Source organism: Salegentibacter agarivorans, assembly GCF_900113135.1.
GTDB lineage: Bacteria > Bacteroidota > Bacteroidia > Flavobacteriales > Flavobacteriaceae > Salegentibacter > Salegentibacter agarivorans.
On record NZ_FOOH01000001.1, the window covers coordinates 273,525 to 291,727 of the forward strand.

Sequence of the window (18,203 nt, forward strand, 5' to 3'; positions counted from 1 at the left end):
AATTATGGAAGTTAAAACAGCTAGTTTCGAAAAAACGGCTTCCCCAAAAGCAACCACGGTTTCAGGAGCTGAGGCGGTGATAAAATGTTTGCTAGAGGAAGGGGTGGATACGCTTTACGGCTATCCCGGCGGAGCAATTATGCCCGTTTATGATGAATTGTATAAATACCAAACCCAAATTCACCACGTCCTCACGCGCCACGAACAAGGCGCAACACACGCAGCACAGGGTTATGCAAGAGTAAGTGGAAAAGTAGGAGTAGCGATGGCTACGTCTGGTCCTGGAGCCACGAATTTGGTCACAGGAATTGCCGATGCACAAATAGATTCTACGCCAATGGTGTGTATCACCGGGCAGGTAGGTTCGCATTTACTGGGAAGTGATGCTTTTCAGGAAACCGATATTATTGGAATTTCTACGCCTATTACCAAGTGGAATTATCAAATTACAAAAGCAGAAGAAATTCCGGAAATTCTGGCAAAAGCATTTTTTATCGCCCGCTCTGGAAGACCGGGGCCTGTATTGATTGATATTACCAAAGATGCGCAGTTTGCTACCCTTGATTTTTCGTATAAAAAATGTTCCGGCATTAGAAGTTATAAACCTAAGCCTGAAGTTAATTTAAAGGAAGTAGAAAGAGCCGCGGAAGCAATGAATAATGCTAAAAAACCAATGATTGTTTTTGGCCAGGGTGTGATCTTAGGTGGTGCTGAAGAAATATTCGAAAAAGTAGTAGAGAAGTCGGGTATTCCGGCGGCGTGGACTATTTTAGGTCTTTCGGCTATGCCAACCGATCATCCGCTTAATGTGGGAATGGTAGGAATGCATGGCAATTACGGCCCTAATGTTTTAACAAATGAATGTGATGTGCTTATCGCTATAGGAATGCGTTTTGACGACAGGGTAACCGGAAATTTGGAGAAATATGCCAAACAAGCTAAAGTGATCCATTTTGAAATAGATCCGGCTGAAATTAACAAAAACGTACACGCTGATATTCCGGTTTTAGGGAATGTAAACGAAACGCTTAAAGTTTTATTAGAACTTTTAAAACCAAATAAGCACGAAGCCTGGCATCAAAAGTTCAAGGAGCATTATAAAATTGAATTTGATAAAATTATTAAAAATGATCTAAATGCCGAACGCGGAAAAATTGGAATGGCCGAGGTTATTGATGAGATTAATAAATGCTCTCAAGGAAACGCGGTAATTGTTTCAGATGTTGGCCAGCATCAAATGGTGGCCTGTCGCTATTCAAAATTCAACCAAACCAGAAGCAATGTAACTTCCGGTGGACTTGGAACAATGGGGTTTGCGCTTCCGGCTGCAATTGGCGCAAAAATGGGCGCACCAGAGCGCGATGTGGTTGCAGTAATTGGAGATGGTGGTTATCAAATGACTATCCAAGAATTAGGAACTATTTTTCAGACAAAAGTTCCCGTAAAAATTGTGGTTTTAAATAATGATTTTCTTGGAATGGTGCGGCAGTGGCAGCAATTGTTTTTTGAGAAACGATATGCTTCTACCGAAATGATTAATCCCGATTTTATAACAATTGCCAAAGGTTATCATATTAAGGCCAAACAGGTTAGTAAAAGAGAAAATTTAAAAGAAGCGGTTACGGAGATGATGCAATCTAAAGAGGCTTATTTCCTAGAGGTAAAAGTTGAACAGGAAGAAAATGTTTTCCCTATGGTTCCTACCGGGGCTTCAGTTTCTGATATAAGATTAGAGTAATGGAAAAGAAAAATTTTACGGTTTCGGTTTATACCGAAAACAACATAGGTTTGTTGAGCCGAATTGCTGCTATTTTTCAAAAAAGGCATATTAATATAGAGAGTATTACAGCCTCCAGAAGTGAGGTGAACGGAGTGATGCGCTTTATAATCGTGGTGCAGGTTACCGAAGATCAGGTTAAGAAAATAGTTGGTCAAATAGAAAAGCAAATTGAAGTAATTAAAGCTTTTTATCATACCGATGAGGAAATGATCTACCAGGAAACTGCACTTTACAAAATAAATTCAGCCGAGTTTGTTGATGATCTTAATATCCAGGATTTTATAAAAGAATCTAATGCACGTATCGTGACGGTTACGCCAAAGTTTTTTGTAATTGAAAAAACCGGAAAACGCCACGAAACCGATAGCCTTTACGAAAAATTAAAACCTTATGGATTGATGCAGTTTGTACGTTCAGGCACTATTGCCGTAACTAAGAACGAAATGCCAATCTCGAACATTTTAGAACAATTTGATACAACCAATTAAATAAAAGTGATGACGAATTATTTTAACAGTCTTTCTTTACGTGAACAATTAGCCCAATTAGGAACCTGTAGGTTTATGGGTAGTGATGAATTCAGCGACGGAGTGGCTGCTTTAAAAGGAAAAAAGATAGTGATTGTGGGCTGCGGCGCTCAAGGCCTTAACCAGGGTTTGAATATGCGAGACAGCGGCCTGGATATTTCTTATGCGCTTCGTGAAGGTGCTATTAAAGAAAAACGACAGTCATTTAAAAATGCTTCAGAAAATAATTTTAAGGTGGGAACCTATGAAGAATTGATTCCTACCGCCGACCTGGTAATTAACCTAACGCCAGATAAGCAACATACTTCGGTTATAAAAGCCATTCAGCCGCATATTAAAAAAGACGCGGTGCTTTCTTATTCCCACGGCTTTAATATCGTAGAAGAAGGAATGAAGATTCGGGAAGATATTACTGTGATTATGGTGGCGCCAAAATGCCCCGGAAGTGAAGTTAGAGAAGAATACAAAAGAGGATTTGGAGTGCCTACACTTATTGCGGTACATCCGGAGAACGATCCTCAGGGAATTGGTTTTGAATGGGCCAAAGCTTATGCCGTCGCTACCGGTGGAGATAAAGCCGGGGTTTTAGAGTCTTCTTTTGTGGCTGAAGTAAAATCTGATTTAATGGGAGAACAAACCATTTTATGCGGATTGCTACAAACGGGTTCTATTTTGAGTTATGATAAGATGGTTGCTGAAGGCGTAGAACCTTCTTACGCCTCAAAGCTAATTCAATATGGTTGGGAAACTATTACTGAAGCTTTAAAGCATGGTGGAATTACCAATATGATGGACAGGCTTTCAAATCCTGCCAAGATCAAAGCCGATGAGATTTCCGAAGAATTAAAACAAATAATGCGTCCGCTTTTTCAAAAGCATATGGACGATATTATTTCAGGTGAATTTAGTAGCCGAATGATGCTCGACTGGGAAAATAATGATAAGGAATTATTAGAATGGCGTGCAGCAACCGGGGAAACCGCTTTTGAAAAATCTGAAGCAACTTCTGAAGAAATAAAAGAACAGGAATATTTTGATAAAGGTGTTTTATTGGTAGCCTTTGTAAAATCTGGTGTAGAGCTGGCTTTTGAAACTATGGTAGAAGCCGGGATTGTTGCAGATTCGGCTTATTATGAATCTTTACACGAAACTCCGCTAATCGCGAATACCATTGCCAGGAAGAAATTGTTTGAGATGAACAGGATTATTTCTGATACGGCAGAATACGGTTGTTATTTATTTGATCATTCAGCAAAACCGCTTATTAAGGATTATGTAAATGGCTTACCAAAAGAGGTTATTGGTCATTCCTTTGGAACTGATTATACCGGAGTAGATAATCAGCAGTTAATAGCCGTGAATGATGAAATTAGGCAACACCCGGTTGAAAAAGTAGGTGGAAGGCTTAGAAAAGCGATGACTGCAATGAAAAAAATACAAGAATAAAATGGATACTTTGCTGGCAGATAAAAAAATATATAAACCTCAGTTAGAAGCTGTAAAAGAAGCGGCGGAGCGCATCTCTAAAGTGGTGGTAAAAACCCCTTTGATGCAATCTTTTACCTATAGCAAGAAATTTTCAGCAAATGTTATGTTGAAAAGGGAAGACTTGCAACAGGTACGTTCGTATAAAATTCGGGGAGCTTATAATAAGATTTCGAGCCTGCCGCAAGAACAACTGGATAAAGGGGTTATTTGTGCCAGCGCAGGGAATCACGCCCAGGGTGTAGCTTTTGCCTGTAATAAACTGCAGGTTAAGGGTGTGATCTATATGCCAATTACTACCCCAAGACAAAAAGTAGAGCAGACAAAAATGTTTGGTGGCGAGTGGGTTGAGGTAGTTTTAAAAGGTGATACTTTTGACGATTCGTTTAAAAGTTCTATGAAACATGCCGATAAATTTGGTTTGGTTTTTATTCACCCTTTCGATGATGAAAAGGTGATTGAAGGCCAGGCCACTATTGGTTTGGAAATCCTGGAGCAAGCTAAGGAACCTATAGATTATGTTTTTGCACCCCTTGGTGGTGGTGGACTCTTAGCAGGATTGTCATCAATGTTCAAAGAACTTTCGCCAAATACTAAGATTATTGGGGTAGAGCCGGAAGGTGCACCTTCTATGACTTCCTCTTTAAAAGAAGGAAAACTGGTAGAATTAAAATCCATTGAGCGTTTTGTAGATGGTGCCGCGGTGCAGAAAGTCGGGAGCCGAAATTTTGAAATTTGTAAGCAAAATCTTGATAAAATGATCACGGTTCCTGAAGGGAAAATTTGCCAAAGTATCCTGGATCTTTATAATCAGGATGCTATTGTTGTGGAACCTGCCGGGGCGATGGCCATAAGTGCCCTTGATTTTTTTGCTGAAGAAATAAAGGGAAAAAACGTGGTGTGTATTGTAAGCGGAAGCAATAACGATATCACCCGAACTGCCGAGATCAAAGAAAGAGCTTTGTTGTACGCGGGACTTAAACATTATTTTGTGATTAGTTTTCCGCAGCGAGCCGGAGCTTTAAAAGATTTTCTGGAAAAAGTTTTAGGACCTAAAGACGATATCACCCATTTTGAATATTCAAAAAAGCATCATCGTGAAAATGCCCCGGCGGTAGTTGGGATAGAATTAAACGATCCTGCCGATTTTGAGCCACTGGTAGCCAGGATGAAAGCGAAGAATTTTTACGGGGAATATCTTAACGATAAGCCTAATTTGTTTCAATATTTGGTATAAATATTTTGTTGGTTAAAATAATTATGTACTTTTACACTATGCTTTCAATGAGACAAATAATATTTCCCGTTTTTCGCTTCTTCCCGCGCCGCCGCAGGTAAGAAGTAAATCGCATTATTCTTTTTTTAATATTATTTGATTTTAATTATAACTTGAAAGATCCACAAAATATACCGTCCAATTTAAATTTCAGAATCACTTCTGAGATTACACCTATACGCCGCCGCTTCCCGCGTCGCACCTTGGTGCGTGTATAATTTAATGGAACTTAGGTGAGTCCGGTTCCCCTTTCAAAAAGAACAAATCAAATTTATTTTCTCACTAATTTCTTAGCAAATGAAGATTGTCATTGCTAATAAATCTCACGCTCAATATGCTGAGATTATTTGTACAACTATAGAAGAATCTGCGAAGGTTAGAGGCACGGGTATTGCCCGCAGAACCCCTGAATATATCATTGGTAAAATGGAAAAGGGTAATGCTGTCATTGCCTTAGACGGCGAAAAATTTGCCGGTTTCTGCTATATCGAAACCTGGAGCCACGAAAGATATGTGGCAAACTCAGGCTTAATTGTACACCCAGATTTCAGAAACCAGGGATTGGCCAAAGATATTAAAGAAGTGGTTTTTAACCATTCCAGGAAAATGTATCCCAATGCTAAAATCTTCGGGATCACTACCGGTTTGGCCGTGATGAAAATAAATTACGAGCTTGGATATCAACCCGTAACCTTTTCTGAACTTACCGATGATGATGCCTTTTGGAAAGGCTGTCAAACCTGTAAGAATTACGATATCTTAACCAGGACCGAGCGTAATATGTGCCTTTGCACAGGAATGATGTATGATCCTGAAAGAAAGAAGGATGCAAAAAAAGGAGATAAAAAGGAAAGCTTGAATGATAAAGCTTTTAAAAGGTTGAAAAATATAAAACAGACCTTGTTTTATAAAAAAGAGAAAAACGGAAATTAGAAATTAAAATTATCGTCAAGCTGTCCCGAAGCTTCGGGATTGTTTCAGCTTCTAAACTACTTAGATCCTGAAACAAGTTCAGGATGACGTAACAATAAATAAGTCAAATGAAAAAAGTAGTAATAGCATACAGTGGAGGTTTAGACACTTCTTACTGCGCAAAATATTTATCTAAAGAAGAAAATTTTGAAGTCCATGCCGTGAGTGTAAATACCGGCGGATTTTCAGAAGAAGAGGTAAAGAAAATTGGAGAAAATGCACAAAAAATTGGGGCTAAGACCTACAAAAACATTGATGCAGTTTCTTCATTTTACCAAAAAGTGGTAAAATATTTAATTTTCGGAAATGTGCTAAAGAACAATACCTATCCCCTTTCGGTAAGTGCAGAACGAATTGTACAGGCCATAGAGATTGTGAATTACGCAAAAAGGATTGATGCTAAATATATTGCGCACGGTAGTACGGGCGCAGGAAACGACCAGGTAAGATTTGATATGATCTTTCAAATTATGGCTCCCGAAATTGAAATTATCACCCCAATTAGAGATAAGCAACTCAGCCGGCATGAAGAGATTGAATACCTGAAACAGAATGGCGTGGAAATGAATTGGGAAAAGTCAAAATATTCGGTGAATAAAGGTCTTTGGGGCACGAGTGTTGGTGGAGCAGAAACGCTTACTTCAGAAAAACCTTTACCTGAAAGTGCTTATCCTTCCCAACTTCAGGAAAAAGAAGCGAAACAAATCAGTTTAACTTTTAAAAAAGGAGAACTTTCCGCGGTTAATGGAAAAGAAAATTCCCCTGAGAAGAATATCGAAATTCTGGAAGATATCGCCTCAAAATATGCGATTGGAAGAGATATTCATGTTGGAGATACGATTATAGGAATAAAAGGCAGGGTTGGTTTTGAAGCTTCCGCAGCCTTAATCACTATTAAAGCTCACCATTTACTGGAAAAGCATACGCTAAGTAAATGGCAATTACAGCATAAAGATTATTTGGCCAATTGGTACGGGACACATTTACACGAAGGTCAGTATTTGGAGCCCGTAATGAGGGATTTGGAAGCTTTTTTAGAAAGTTCACAACAGCAGGTAAGCGGAGAAGTTTTCGTCACCTTGCATCCATACCGATTTACACTGGACGGAATTAAATCTGACAACGATTTAATGAATTCCAGTTTTGGAAATTATGGTGAAGAAAATAAAGCCTGGACAGCAAATGATGCCAAAGGATTTATAAAAATCCTATCAAACGCTGGGAAGATATACCAATACGTAAAAGAAGAGAAATGATAACAGCAGGAATAATTGGTGGTGCCGGGTATACGGCCGGTGAACTTATTAGAATACTAATAAATCACCCGGAAGTTGAACTGGATTTTGTGTACAGTACCTCGCAACCGGGGAAACCTGTAGCAGGAATACACCAGGATTTACTGGGAGAAATCGATCTCCAATTCAGCGGAGAAATCAATAAAAAAGTAGATGTGGTATTTCTATGTCTTGGACACGGAAATTCGGTGAAATTCCTTTCGGAAAACCAGTTTTCTGAAAACACTAGAATTGTTGATTTAAGCACCGATTATAGAATGAGTGGTGAACACTCTTTTATTTACGGCCTGCCGGAATTCAATAAAGAAAAAATTAAAAAAGCAAGTTTTATCGCTAATCCCGGTTGTTTTGCCACGGCCATAAGTTTAGCAATTTTGCCACTTGCAAAAGCCGGATTGTTGCAGGATGAAGTGCATGTAAATGCAGTAACCGGCGCAACCGGAGCGGGAACTTCACTTTCTGCAACTACCCATTTTACCTGGAGGGACAATAATTTTTCCAGTTACAAAGCTTTTGAACATCAGCATTTAAATGAAATAGGGCAGAGCCTAAAACTACTTCAGAATAATAAGCTCTCAGAAATTAATTTTATTCCGAATAGAGGTAATTTTTCAAGAGGAATTCACGCCACGGCTTACACGAAATTTGAAGGCAGTTTGGAGGAAGCGAAAGCAATCTATACTGAAGCTTATAAGAATTCCGCTTTTACGTTTGTTATTGAAGAAGATTTGCATTTAAAACAAGTGGTAAACACTAATAAATGTCTGCTGAAAATACAGAAATTTGGCGATAAAATTTTGATTACCAGTATTATTGATAATTTACTGAAAGGCGCTTCTGGGCAGGCAGTTCAAAATATGAACTTAATGTTTGGTTTTGAAGAGACTTCAGGATTAAAATTAAAAGCGAGTTATTTTTAATTATAAAATTGCCGTCATCCTGAACTTGTTTCAGGATCTAATTCACTTAGGACCGGGAATTAAAACCTGTGAGGTTTGACAAAAATATTTAGTGAATTCGTGGTAAGCCTAACCTACTAAAACAAAAAAAATGAAAATAGCTATTATAGGAGCCGGAAACCTGGGACTTTCCATTGCGAAAGGTCTTATTGTAAACAATGCGTTTACCACCTTGTACCTTACCAAAAGAAAAACTGAAGAAATTCAGGAATACGAGGAATATGCCAAAGTTAAGGTCACCAGTGATAATCGTGAGGCAGTTAAAAATTCCGATATCCTAATTTTTGCAGTACAACCCACGCAAATGCAGCGAATTCTGGAAGAAATTAAAGATGATCTGCATGAAAAGCACGTCTTAATATCTACGATTACCGGATTTAAAATTGCGGCTATTGAAGCTATAGTTGGGGAAGAACAGTTTATTGTACGTTCAATGCCCAACACGGCTATTGCTGTGGGGAAATCTATGACCTGTCTTTGCAGTAACGAAAAAGGGAAGAAACGCATCGCTATTGCCGAGGCTATTTTTAATCGTTTGGGAACAAGTATTATTATTGCCGAAAATAAAATGCAGGCCGCTACGGTAATTTGTGCCAGCGGGATCGCTTTCTGGATGCGGCTTATACGCGCTACCACCCAGGGAGCGGTACAACTTGGTTTTGATGCTAAGGATGCACAGCAACTGGCTATGCAAACCTGTTTGGGAGCTTCCAGCTTGCTTATAGAGTCTGGTAAACACCCCGAAGAAGAAATTGATAAGGTGACCACACCCCGTGGTTGTACCATTGAAGGACTAAACGAAATGGAGCATAACGGCCTTAGTTCTTCTTTAATAAAAGGAATCCAGTCTTCATTTAAAAAAATAAACACAATTACAACCGAATAACTATGGACTTATTTGATGTGTATCCACTTTACGATATCACGCCGGTGAAAGGCGAGGGCACCTATGTTTTAGATAAAGACGGAAATAAATATTTAGATCTTTATGGTGGTCACGCAGTAATTTCTATTGGCCATTCTCACCCCGCTTATGTATATGCAATTTCCAAACAAGTAAGCAAACTGGGTTTTTATTCCAATTCGGTTAAAAATCCATTACAAGAGCAACTTGCAGATAATCTGGAAAAAATTTCTGGCGTAAAAGATTATAACCTGTTTTTGTGTAATTCGGGAGCTGAGGCAAATGAAAATGCTTTAAAAGTTGCTTCTTTTCACACCGGAAAAGACAGAATTATATATTTCGAAAATGCTTTTCACGGTAGAACTTCCGGAGTAGTGGCAGTTACTGATAATGAAAATATTAAAGCTCCGTTTAATCAAAATCATAAGGCTACGAAAATAGCTTTTGAAGATTCTGAAGCTGTAGAAGCTGAATTAAAAAAAGGCGATGTTGCCGCGGTTATTTTTGAAGTGATCCAGGGTGTTGGTGGTCTGGACGAGGCTTCTTCAGAATTTTATCAAAAAACAGCTGAATTATGTAAAGAATATAATTCAGTTTTGATTGCAGACGAGGTACAATCAGGTTACGGCAGAACAGGGGATTTTTTCGCCTTTCAAAAACATAATATTCGTCCTGATATTATTTCTATTGCCAAAGGGATGGGGAACGGTTTCCCAATTGGTGGTGTTTTGATAGATAATACTATTGAAGCAAAATCGGGAATGTTGGGAACCACTTTTGGTGGAAACCATCTAGCCTGTGCCGCAGGAATATCGGTTTTGGAAGTTATTGAGAAAGAAAATTTATTGAAGAATGCGGCTGAATTATTTGAATATGTAAAAGAAAAAGCGGCTGAAATTCCCCAGATTAAAAAAATCAAAGGCCGGGGGTTAATGATTGGCCTGGAATTCGATTTTGAGATCGCACAAATTAGAAAAGAGCTTTTGTTTAAACATCAAATTTTCACCGGTGCTTCTGCAAATAAAAAACTACTACGGATCTTACCACCCTTAAATATTAAAAAAGAACATTTTGATGAGTTATTTAAAGCTTTGAAGATTGTTTTAGACTGAAAAAGCACAAGAAGCGCTTTCTAAAAAAATCGTCAAGCTGCCCGGGACAGCTTGACGAGATTGAAAACTTTTAGATCGCTTTAAAAGAAGAAAATAAAATGAAGAATTACACAGAATTATCAGATATAGAAGATTTACAGCAATTAATTACTGAAGCGCTGGAACTAAAGAGAGGCACTCCTACTTTGGAAATCGGGAAAGGAAAAACCCTTGGAATGCTATTTTTTAATCCCAGTTTACGTACGCGTTTAAGTACTGAAAAAGCGGCAAAATTATTGGGAATGGAAGTGATGGTAATGAATGCCGGTAGTGATAGTTGGAAACTGGAATTTGAAGACGGTGCGGTTATGAACTCAGATAAAGCTGAACATATCAAAGAAGCGGCTGCGGTTTTATCACAGTATTGTGATATCATCGCGGTACGGGCGTTTCCAGATTTACAGAACAAAGAAAAAGATGAAGCTGAAACAGTTTTAAATAGTTTTAAAAAATACGCTTCTGTACCCGTGGTGAATCTTGAAAGTGCTACGGGCCATCCATTACAGGCACTTACAGATGCGATTACCATATATGAATTAAATAAAAAAGATCGGCCTAAAGTTGTGCTTAGCTGGGCTCCGCATCCGAAAACTTTACCGCAAAGCGTACCCAATTCTTTTGCTGAAATTATGCAAAAAATGGATGTTGATTTTGTGATAACGAATCCTGAAGGCTATGATTTGAATCCTGAAATTACTAAAAATACTCCTGTAATTCACAACCAGGATGAAGCTTTAAAAGATGCCGATTTTGTGTATGTGAAAAATTGGAGCAGTTATGAAACATATGGGAGAAAATTAACCGAGGATAAAACCTGGACTTTTTCCGCGGAAAGATTAATGCAAACCAATAATGCAAAAGTGATGCATTGTTTGCCGGTAAGAAGAAATATGGTGATTGCTGATGAGGTTCTTGATTCAGAAAACTCGGTAGTGATTCAACAGGCGGGAAATAGAACTTTTGCCGCACAAGCTGTTTTAAAAAGGATTTTAGAAGAGAAGGTAAAGCAAACCGAATTAGGTAAAAATGCTTAACCATTGCGTAGTTTGATCTAACTTGAATTGACGGAATTAAGGAATTATGAAAAACGAAGTTTTAAAAGTTATAAAAATAGGAGGGAAGCTTATTGAAAATGAAACTAAGTTTTCAGCATTCCTGGACGATTTTGTTGCTTTAGATGATCCCAAAATCCTGGTTCACGGTGGAGGAAACCTCGCTACCGAAATTGCAGGAAAGCTCGGTTATAAAACCCAAATGTTCGAAGGACGAAGAATCACCGATGCCGATTCAATTAAGGTGATCACTATGGTTTATGGAGGTTTCATAAATAAAAATATTGTGGCCAAACTTCAGGCACTTCAAAACAACGCCATAGGTTTAAGTGGTGCAGACGGTATGAGTATCGTTTCCAAGAAACGCCCGGTGAAGGAAGTCGATTTTGGTTTTGTAGGAGATGTGGAGAAGGTTAATTCAGAATTTATAACTTCACTTTTAGAACAAAATATCACCCCCGTTTTTTCGGCAATTTCCTGTACCACAGAAGGATTACTTTTAAATACTAATGGCGATTCTGTTGCTGCAGAAATTGCCAAAGCGATGAGTTCAATTTATATAACAGAACTTTATTTCTGTTTTGAGAAGAAAGGCGTCCTGGCCGATGCGGAAAATGATGACTCGGTAATTAAAAAAATCGACAGGGAAAAATATCAGGAATTACTGGAAGAAAAAGTAATTAGTGACGGGATGTTGCCAAAACTACATAATTGTTTTCAGGCGTTGGAAAGTGGTGTAGAAAATATATTTCTGGGAGATTTCAGGCTATTAAAAAATGAATCTGTTTATACTAAAATCAGTAACCAATGAAGCTCGAATTACAAAAGGATGCTTTAGAATTACTAAAAAATCTTATTAAAACACAATCATTTTCAAAGGAAGAGGATAAAACAGCCGACTTGTTGGAAGACTGGTTTCGAACTAAAGAAATGACCTTTTATCGGCATTTAAATAATATTTGGGCCACCAACAAATATTTTGATCCAGACAAGCCTAGCTTGCTCCTAAATTCACATCATGATACCGTAAAGCCAAATTCAGCTTATACCCGGGACCCTTTTAAAGCCGAAATTGAAGACGGGAAATTATATGGATTGGGTAGTAATGATGCCGGAGGTTGCCTGGTTTCCTTACTCGCAACTTTTACCTGGTTTTATGAATTCAAAGACCTGGAATATAACCTGATTTTTGCGGGAACTGCCGAAGAAGAAATAAACGGGAAAAATGGGATTGCCTGTATGCTACCAAAAATGCCGAAAATTGATGTGGCAATTGTTGGAGAACCTACTTTAATGCAATTAGCAATTGCTGAAAAAGGCCTCGTGGTTTTTGATGCGAAGGTAAAAGGAACACCTTCTCACGCGGCACATCCCAATGATAATAATGCGATCTACAAAACCGCAGAAGTTTTAAAATGGTTTGAGAAATTTGATTTTCCGAAGGACTCGGACGCATTGGGAAAAGTAAAACTTACTGTAACACAAATCAATGCCGGCAGTCAGCATAACGTAGTGCCAGGACATGTAGATATGGTAATTGATGTTCGGGTGAATGATGCGTATTCTAATACTGAAATTGAGCAAATTTTGCAGGAAAATGCGCCGGTAGATGAGATCAAAGCCCGTTCGCTTCGATTGAATTCTTCTTCTATCCCTTCAGATCACGAGTTGATAAAAGCCGGAATTTCCTTGGGAATGGAAACCTATGGTTCACCTACACTTTCCGACCAGGCAATGCTAAATTGTCCTTCCCTAAAATTAGGTCCGGGAGATTCCACCAGGTCGCATTCGGCAGATGAATTTATTTATGTAAAGGAAATTGAAGAAGGGATTGAAAAGTATATAAAATTGCTTGCTAAAGCTTTAAAAATATAAAAAACTATAAGTAGACTGATAGAAAATATTTGCGTCAGGCTGTCCCGAAGCTTCGGGATTGTTTCAGCTTCTAATGTGTTGCGGGTATAGAACAACTTAGATTCTGAAATAAATTCAGAATGACGTTTATAATTAATTTTCAGCTTAAAATAAACACTATGAAACTCTGGGATAAAGGATTAGCTATAGATAAAAAGATTGAAAACTTTACGGTTGGAAACGACCGGGAGTTAGATATGCATATCGCTGAATACGATTTAAAAGCTTCAAAAGCACATGCTAGAATGCTTGGGAAAGTGGATATTTTGACTTCTGAAGAAGTGAAAAATATTGAAGATGAACTGGCAAAACTTCACCAGCAGCTTGAAAATGGAACTTTTCAGATTGAAGAAGATTTTGAAGATGTACATTCTAAAATTGAATTTGAACTTACTCAAACTTTAGGCGATACCGGAAAAAAAATACATACCGCTCGCTCCAGAAACGACCAGATTTTGGTGGCGATGCAATTGTATTTTAAAGAAAATTTGAAGGAAATTTCAGGTAAAACCAAACAACTAATAGATGTTCTTTTGGGTCTTGCAGAGAAACATCAGGAAAAACTACTCCCTGGATATACTCATCTACAGGTAGCAATGCCATCAAGCTTTGGTTTATGGTTTTCGGCTTATGCCGAATTGCTTATCGACGATCTTTATTTGCTGGAAGCTGGGTTAAAAGTTGTAGATCAAAATCCGTTAGGTTCTGCTGCAGGTTATGGATCTTCTTTTCCTATAGACCGTGAATTTACCACTAAAGAATTAGGTTTTTCAACCTTGAAATATAATGTGGTGGCAGCGCAATTGGGACGAGGAAAATGCGAACGAACAGTGACTTCTAATATTTCGTCTGTAGCAAATACGTTGGCTCGTTTTTCTATGGATATTTGTTTGTATATGAGTCAGAATTTTGATTTTATCACTTTCCCCGATGAACTCACCACCGGTTCCAGCATTATGCCTCATAAAAAGAATCCCGATGTTTTCGAGTTGATTAGGGGTAAATGCAATAAACTACAGAGCATAGCCAACGAGATGATTTTAATTACCAATAATTTACCGAGCGGTTATCACAGGGATTATCAATTAATTAAAGAAAACAGTATTTATGCAGTTGAAAATATTAAAGAGATCCTTGATATTTTTATTCACTCTATCGCTTTAATTAAGGTGAAAGATATCAATTTTAAGGATGAAAAATATAAATACCTCTTTACAGTAGATAGCATTAACGATTTGGTGATGCAGGGGAAATCATTTAGAGAGGCTTATCAAATAATTGGGGATCAGGTTCAGGAAGGAACTTATGAAGCTGCTGAAGGTAAAAGGCATTCGCATTTAGGAAGTAAGGATAATCTTGCTTTAGCCGAAATTAGGAGAAAAAAGGATGAGGTTTAGGAGTTTTGAATTTTTATGTGATTATAGATTAATAAGATCCCGACTGAAGTCGGGATAGTTCTACCAGCACTTTTCAGAACCTTAATTAAACTCCTGCAAAGTGGGTATCACTAAAAAACCCCCCGCAAAACCACACGAAATGCGAAGGGTTCAAAACATAAATGAAGAAAAAATAATCTTAAATAATAGTCATTTGCCCAAGGTTCAGGTTTTCGTTGTTGATACTAATATTATCAACTTCACTAATAAGCCCCTCAAGGAAATCACCCACTTTTTCTGTGGTATAATGGTTGTCTTTGTTAATGTCTATGGTGCAAACATTTAGTTTAATACTAAGTTCTACAGCCTTTTTTACTGCTTCAGCTTCTTCTACCAAACCGAAATGCTCTAAAAGCATCGCCGCCGATAAAATGGAAGCCACCGGGTTGGCAATACCTTTTCCAGTTGCCTGCGGATAGGAACCATGAATAGGTTCAAACATCGCATTTTCTTTTCCTACAGATGCTGATGCTAATAACCCAATACTACCACCAATTACGCTGGCCTCATCTGAAAGGATATCACCAAACATATTTTCCGTAAGGATAACATCAAACTGGGTTGGGTTCAGGATCATTTGCATTGCGGCATTGTCTACAAATAGAAAATCCAGTTCTACTTCAGGATATTCTTTACCAATTGCAGTTACAGTTTTTCGCCATAATCTTGAAGTTTCCAATACATTGGCTTTGTCTACCAGAGTTAATTTTTTGGAACGTTTCTCAGCCGCTTTAAAAGCCAGGTGAGCCATCCTGGAAATTTCTTCTACCGAATAGGTACAAACATCGGTAGCGCTTTGGCCATCTTCTGTTGTAAATTTATCACCAAAATAAATTCCGCCGGTAAGTTCTCGGTAAATTACCATATCGGCGCCTGCAATGCGGTCAGCTTTTAAGGGTGATTGTTCTATAAGTTTATCGTAAGCTTTTACCGGTCTAATATTGGCAAAAAGTCCCAGGCCTTTTCTTAGTTGCAAGAGTCCTTGCTCAGGTCTAACTTTTGCATCTGGATTATTGTCGTATTTTGGATGTCCTATTGCCCCAAATAACACAGCATCAGATTTCTTGCACAATTCCAGCGTAGCTTCAGGTAACGGATTGTCCAGCAAATCTATTGCTGCCGCACCTACCAAGGCGTCTTCAAATTGAAAGTGGTGATCGAATCGATCTGCTACAGCTTTTAAAACTTTAACTGATTGCTGTGTAATTTCGGGGCCTATCCCGTCTCCGGGCAAGACTGCTATTTTTAATTTCATTTTTCTTCTTTATGTGTGGTTAATTTTTAATCCTAAACCGTCTAAGAATTATAACTCTTGTCAAGCTGAACTTGTTTCAGCTTCTAATATGTTTAATCAATTTAGATCCTGAAACAAGTTCAGGATGACCTTAATTCCAGATATCTACTCATATTCAAATCTACAAGGCTGTGGTCCCTTGTAATTTTTGTGTTCTTTTTTGTTCATATTCTTTTATTGCATCCAGTTTACTTACCAGAAAATCTATATCGTCAAACCCATTGATCATACAGGTTTTTTTATAAGGATCTATTTCAAAATTTTCTGAAATATCTTTCTTCGGAATTCTAATCCTTTGGGCTTCCAGGTCAACCATAATTTCTACGGAAGGATCTTTGGTGATTTCAGCAAAAAGCTGGTCCAAAAATACCGGACTTACCTGAACCGGAAGCAATCCGTTATTGAGTGCATTTCCTTTGAAAATATCGGCAAAATAGCTGGATACTACTACGGTGAAGCCGTAAGCTTTAAGAGCCCAGGCGGCGTGTTCCCGGCTGGAACCGCACCCAAAATTATCCCCTGCGACTAAAATTGAACCTTTATATTCAGACTTATTTAAAGCAAACTCCGGATTAGGTTCATCATTTTTATCAAAACGCCAATCCCGAAAAAGGTTTTCTCCAAACCCCGCTTTATCGGTTGCTTTTAGGAACCTTGCAGGAATAATCTGGTCGGTATCTACGTTTTCTACTTCTAAAGGAACCGCTGTATCGGTTAATGTGATAAACTTTTCCATTTAATTTAAGTGTTTTGTAAAGTCGGTTAATTTTCCTGAAACTGCAGTTGCAGCCGCAGTTAACGGACTTGCTAATATAGTTCTGGAACCCTGTCCCTGTCTTCCTTCAAAATTCCGGTTACTGGTAGATACACAGTATTCGCCTGCGGGAATTTTATCATCATTCATTGCTAAACAAGCCGAACATCCCGGTTGTCGTAATGTGAAACCTGCATTTTCAAATACTTCTCGTAAACCTTCCGCTTCAATTTGAGCTGCTACCTGTCGTGAACCCGGTACAATTAAAGCGTTTACATTTCCAGCTTTTTGTTTACCTTTTATATACGCTGCTGCCTGTCTAAAATCTTCAATTCTAGAGTTAGTACAGCTACCAATAAAAATCCAATTTATAGGTTTATCTAATAAAGATTCTCCAGGTTTAAAGCCCATATAGGCCAAAGCTTTAGCATCGCTTTTTCCACCTTCCATCGGGATTGCACCTGTGATTTTTATGCCCATCCCTGGATTTGTACCGTAGGTGATCATCGGTTCAATATCTTCTGCATCAAATGAATATTCCTGGTCAAACTCAGCGTCTTCATCGGTTTTTAAAGTTTCCCAATAAGCTTGGGCAGCTTGAAAATCTTCACCTTCCGGTGCAAATTCTTTTCCTTTTACATATTCAAATGTAGTTTCATCCGGAGCTATTAATCCTCCTCGTGCTCCCATTTCAATACTCATATTACAAACCGTCATTCGGCCTTCCATAGACATTTCTTCGAATACATTTCCGGCATATTCGCAAAAATATCCTGTACCAGAATTTGTCCCAAGTTTGCTTATTATATAAAGGATCACATCTTTAGGTAAAACCCCTTTTTTGAGTTTTCCGTTTACATTTACACGTAATTTCTTAGGTTTTTGAACCAAAACACACTGGCTGGCAAAAACCTGGGAAACCTGGCTGGTGCCAATTCCGAAGGCAATAGTACCAAAAGCACCGTGAGTAGAGGTGTGGCTATCCCCACAAACCATAGTCATTCCCGGTTGGGTAATGCCGAGTTCGGGAGCCATTACGTGAACAATCCCGTTATAGGGATGTCCGAGGCCGTAAAGCGTAATATTATTTTCTTCGCAATTTTGGGTTAATTCTTTAAGTTGTTTTCTGGACAAGAGATCTTTAACCGGTAAATGCTGATTTTCAGTAGGGGTATTATGATCCGCCGTAGCCACAATTTGATCTGGACGAAATACCGAAATATCTCTTTCTTTCAGCTCGTTAAAAGCCTGTGGACTCGTAACTTCGTGTATTAAATGTTTATCGATATACAAAATATCGGGACCATCGGGTATAGATTCTACCACGTGTGCATCCCAAATTTTATCGAATAAAGTTTTCTTCATTTTTATAAATTCAATCCTGGTTTATATTCAACTTTATAC

At 38.3% G+C, this 18,203-nt stretch carries 16 protein-coding genes; 13 read left to right on the plus strand and 3 right to left on the minus strand.

Annotated elements, in window-relative coordinates; genetic code table 11:
* Nucleotides 1-4: 4 nt before the first annotated feature.
* The 13 genes from ilvB (at nucleotide 5) to argH (ending at nucleotide 14,712) form a co-directional block, all read left to right on the plus strand.
* On the plus strand, nucleotides 5-1,738 hold the full coding sequence (gene ilvB / locus BM084_RS01130) for a biosynthetic-type acetolactate synthase large subunit (RefSeq protein ID WP_075326409.1): 1,734 nt from the start codon (nucleotides 5-7) through the stop codon (nucleotides 1,736-1,738).
* On the plus strand, nucleotides 1,738-2,268 hold the full coding sequence (gene ilvN / locus BM084_RS01135; RefSeq protein WP_075326411.1) for an acetolactate synthase small subunit: 531 nt from the start codon (nucleotides 1,738-1,740) through the stop codon (nucleotides 2,266-2,268). Before ilvB ends, ilvN begins: the two co-directional genes overlap by 1 nt.
* A 9-nt stretch (nucleotides 2,269-2,277) precedes the next feature.
* Nucleotides 2,278-3,753, plus strand: coding sequence for a ketol-acid reductoisomerase (gene ilvC, locus BM084_RS01140; RefSeq protein WP_093302173.1), 1,476 nt, complete (start codon nucleotides 2,278-2,280; stop codon nucleotides 3,751-3,753).
* A gap of 1 nt (nucleotide 3,754) precedes the next feature.
* Nucleotides 3,755-5,029: a threonine ammonia-lyase IlvA gene (ilvA, locus tag BM084_RS01145; RefSeq protein WP_075326415.1), complete on the plus strand. Its 1,275-nt coding sequence runs from the start codon at nucleotides 3,755-3,757 to the stop codon at nucleotides 5,027-5,029.
* Between the two features lie 336 nt (nucleotides 5,030-5,365).
* Nucleotides 5,366-6,001 (plus strand): GNAT family N-acetyltransferase, encoded by a 636-nt coding sequence (locus BM084_RS01150; RefSeq protein WP_075326417.1) that lies wholly within the window; start codon nucleotides 5,366-5,368, stop codon nucleotides 5,999-6,001.
* 107 nt (nucleotides 6,002-6,108) lie between these two features.
* Nucleotides 6,109-7,296: an argininosuccinate synthase gene (locus BM084_RS01155; protein ID WP_093302176.1), complete on the plus strand. Its 1,188-nt coding sequence runs from the start codon at nucleotides 6,109-6,111 to the stop codon at nucleotides 7,294-7,296.
* The gene (argC, locus tag BM084_RS01160) at nucleotides 7,293-8,255 is read left to right on the plus strand and encodes an N-acetyl-gamma-glutamyl-phosphate reductase (RefSeq protein WP_093302178.1); all 963 of its coding nucleotides are present in this window, start codon (nucleotides 7,293-7,295) and stop codon (nucleotides 8,253-8,255) included. The genes BM084_RS01155 and argC overlap by 4 nt, the downstream gene beginning before the upstream one ends.
* A 130-nt stretch (nucleotides 8,256-8,385) precedes the next feature.
* Nucleotides 8,386-9,180: a pyrroline-5-carboxylate reductase gene (proC, locus tag BM084_RS01165; protein WP_093302180.1), complete on the plus strand. Its 795-nt coding sequence runs from the start codon at nucleotides 8,386-8,388 to the stop codon at nucleotides 9,178-9,180.
* A gap of 2 nt (nucleotides 9,181-9,182) precedes the next feature.
* A complete protein-coding gene (locus BM084_RS01170; protein WP_093302182.1) occupies nucleotides 9,183-10,310 on the plus strand; it encodes an aspartate aminotransferase family protein in 1,128 nt (375 codons plus the stop codon).
* A gap of 98 nt (nucleotides 10,311-10,408) precedes the next feature.
* Complete coding sequence (locus tag BM084_RS01175) at nucleotides 10,409-11,383, plus strand: N-acetylornithine carbamoyltransferase (RefSeq protein ID WP_075326427.1); 975 nt, start codon at nucleotides 10,409-10,411, stop codon at nucleotides 11,381-11,383.
* Nucleotides 11,384-11,429: 46 nt separating this feature from the next.
* On the plus strand, nucleotides 11,430-12,212 hold the full coding sequence (argB, locus tag BM084_RS01180) for an acetylglutamate kinase (RefSeq protein ID WP_075326429.1): 783 nt from the start codon (nucleotides 11,430-11,432) through the stop codon (nucleotides 12,210-12,212).
* Complete coding sequence (locus BM084_RS01185; RefSeq protein WP_093302185.1) at nucleotides 12,209-13,276, plus strand: M20 family metallo-hydrolase; 1,068 nt, start codon at nucleotides 12,209-12,211, stop codon at nucleotides 13,274-13,276. The genes argB and BM084_RS01185 overlap by 4 nt, the downstream gene beginning before the upstream one ends.
* A 158-nt stretch (nucleotides 13,277-13,434) precedes the next feature.
* The gene (gene argH, locus BM084_RS01190) at nucleotides 13,435-14,712 is read left to right on the plus strand and encodes an argininosuccinate lyase (protein ID WP_075326431.1); all 1,278 of its coding nucleotides are present in this window, start codon (nucleotides 13,435-13,437) and stop codon (nucleotides 14,710-14,712) included.
* Nucleotides 14,713-14,890: 178 nt separating this feature from the next.
* On the opposite strand, the gene leuB is transcribed toward argH, so the two are convergent.
* The 3 genes from leuB to leuC all read right to left on the minus strand — a co-directional run bounded on the left by leuB (nucleotide 14,891) and on the right by leuC (nucleotide 18,164).
* Entirely contained in the window at nucleotides 14,891-16,006 is a 1,116-nt protein-coding gene (gene leuB, locus BM084_RS01195) for a 3-isopropylmalate dehydrogenase (RefSeq protein ID WP_075326432.1), read from the minus strand.
* Nucleotides 16,007-16,166: 160 nt separating this feature from the next.
* Nucleotides 16,167-16,781: a 3-isopropylmalate dehydratase small subunit gene (gene leuD, locus BM084_RS01200; protein WP_075326433.1), complete on the minus strand. Its 615-nt coding sequence runs from the start codon at nucleotides 16,779-16,781 to the stop codon at nucleotides 16,167-16,169.
* On the minus strand, nucleotides 16,782-18,164 hold the full coding sequence (gene leuC / locus BM084_RS01205) for a 3-isopropylmalate dehydratase large subunit (protein ID WP_075326435.1): 1,383 nt from the start codon (nucleotides 18,162-18,164) through the stop codon (nucleotides 16,782-16,784).
* Between the last annotated feature and the right edge of the window lie 39 nt (nucleotides 18,165-18,203).

Coding starts and splice junctions, on each gene's coding strand:
- BM084_RS01170 (WP_093302182.1), top strand. CDS start 9,183: ATGGACTTATTTGATGTGTATCCACTTTACGATATCACGCCGGTGAAA.
- argB (WP_075326429.1), top strand. CDS start 11,430: ATGAAAAACGAAGTTTTAAAAGTTATAAAAATAGGAGGGAAGCTTATT.
- leuD (WP_075326433.1), bottom strand. CDS start 16,781: ATGGAAAAGTTTATCACATTAACCGATACAGCGGTTCCTTTAGAAGTA.
- argC (WP_093302178.1), top strand. CDS start 7,293: ATGATAACAGCAGGAATAATTGGTGGTGCCGGGTATACGGCCGGTGAA.
- BM084_RS01150 (WP_075326417.1), top strand. CDS start 5,366: ATGAAGATTGTCATTGCTAATAAATCTCACGCTCAATATGCTGAGATT.
- argH (WP_075326431.1), top strand. CDS start 13,435: ATGAAACTCTGGGATAAAGGATTAGCTATAGATAAAAAGATTGAAAAC.
- ilvB (WP_075326409.1), top strand. CDS start 5: ATGGAAGTTAAAACAGCTAGTTTCGAAAAAACGGCTTCCCCAAAAGCA.
- ilvC (WP_093302173.1), top strand. CDS start 2,278: ATGACGAATTATTTTAACAGTCTTTCTTTACGTGAACAATTAGCCCAA.
- BM084_RS01155 (WP_093302176.1), top strand. CDS start 6,109: ATGAAAAAAGTAGTAATAGCATACAGTGGAGGTTTAGACACTTCTTAC.
- ilvA (WP_075326415.1), top strand. CDS start 3,755: ATGGATACTTTGCTGGCAGATAAAAAAATATATAAACCTCAGTTAGAA.
- ilvN (WP_075326411.1), top strand. CDS start 1,738: ATGGAAAAGAAAAATTTTACGGTTTCGGTTTATACCGAAAACAACATA.
- BM084_RS01175 (WP_075326427.1), top strand. CDS start 10,409: ATGAAGAATTACACAGAATTATCAGATATAGAAGATTTACAGCAATTA.
- leuB (WP_075326432.1), bottom strand. CDS start 16,006: ATGAAATTAAAAATAGCAGTCTTGCCCGGAGACGGGATAGGCCCCGAA.
- proC (WP_093302180.1), top strand. CDS start 8,386: ATGAAAATAGCTATTATAGGAGCCGGAAACCTGGGACTTTCCATTGCG.
- leuC (WP_075326435.1), bottom strand. CDS start 18,164: ATGAAGAAAACTTTATTCGATAAAATTTGGGATGCACACGTGGTAGAA.
- BM084_RS01185 (WP_093302185.1), top strand. CDS start 12,209: ATGAAGCTCGAATTACAAAAGGATGCTTTAGAATTACTAAAAAATCTT.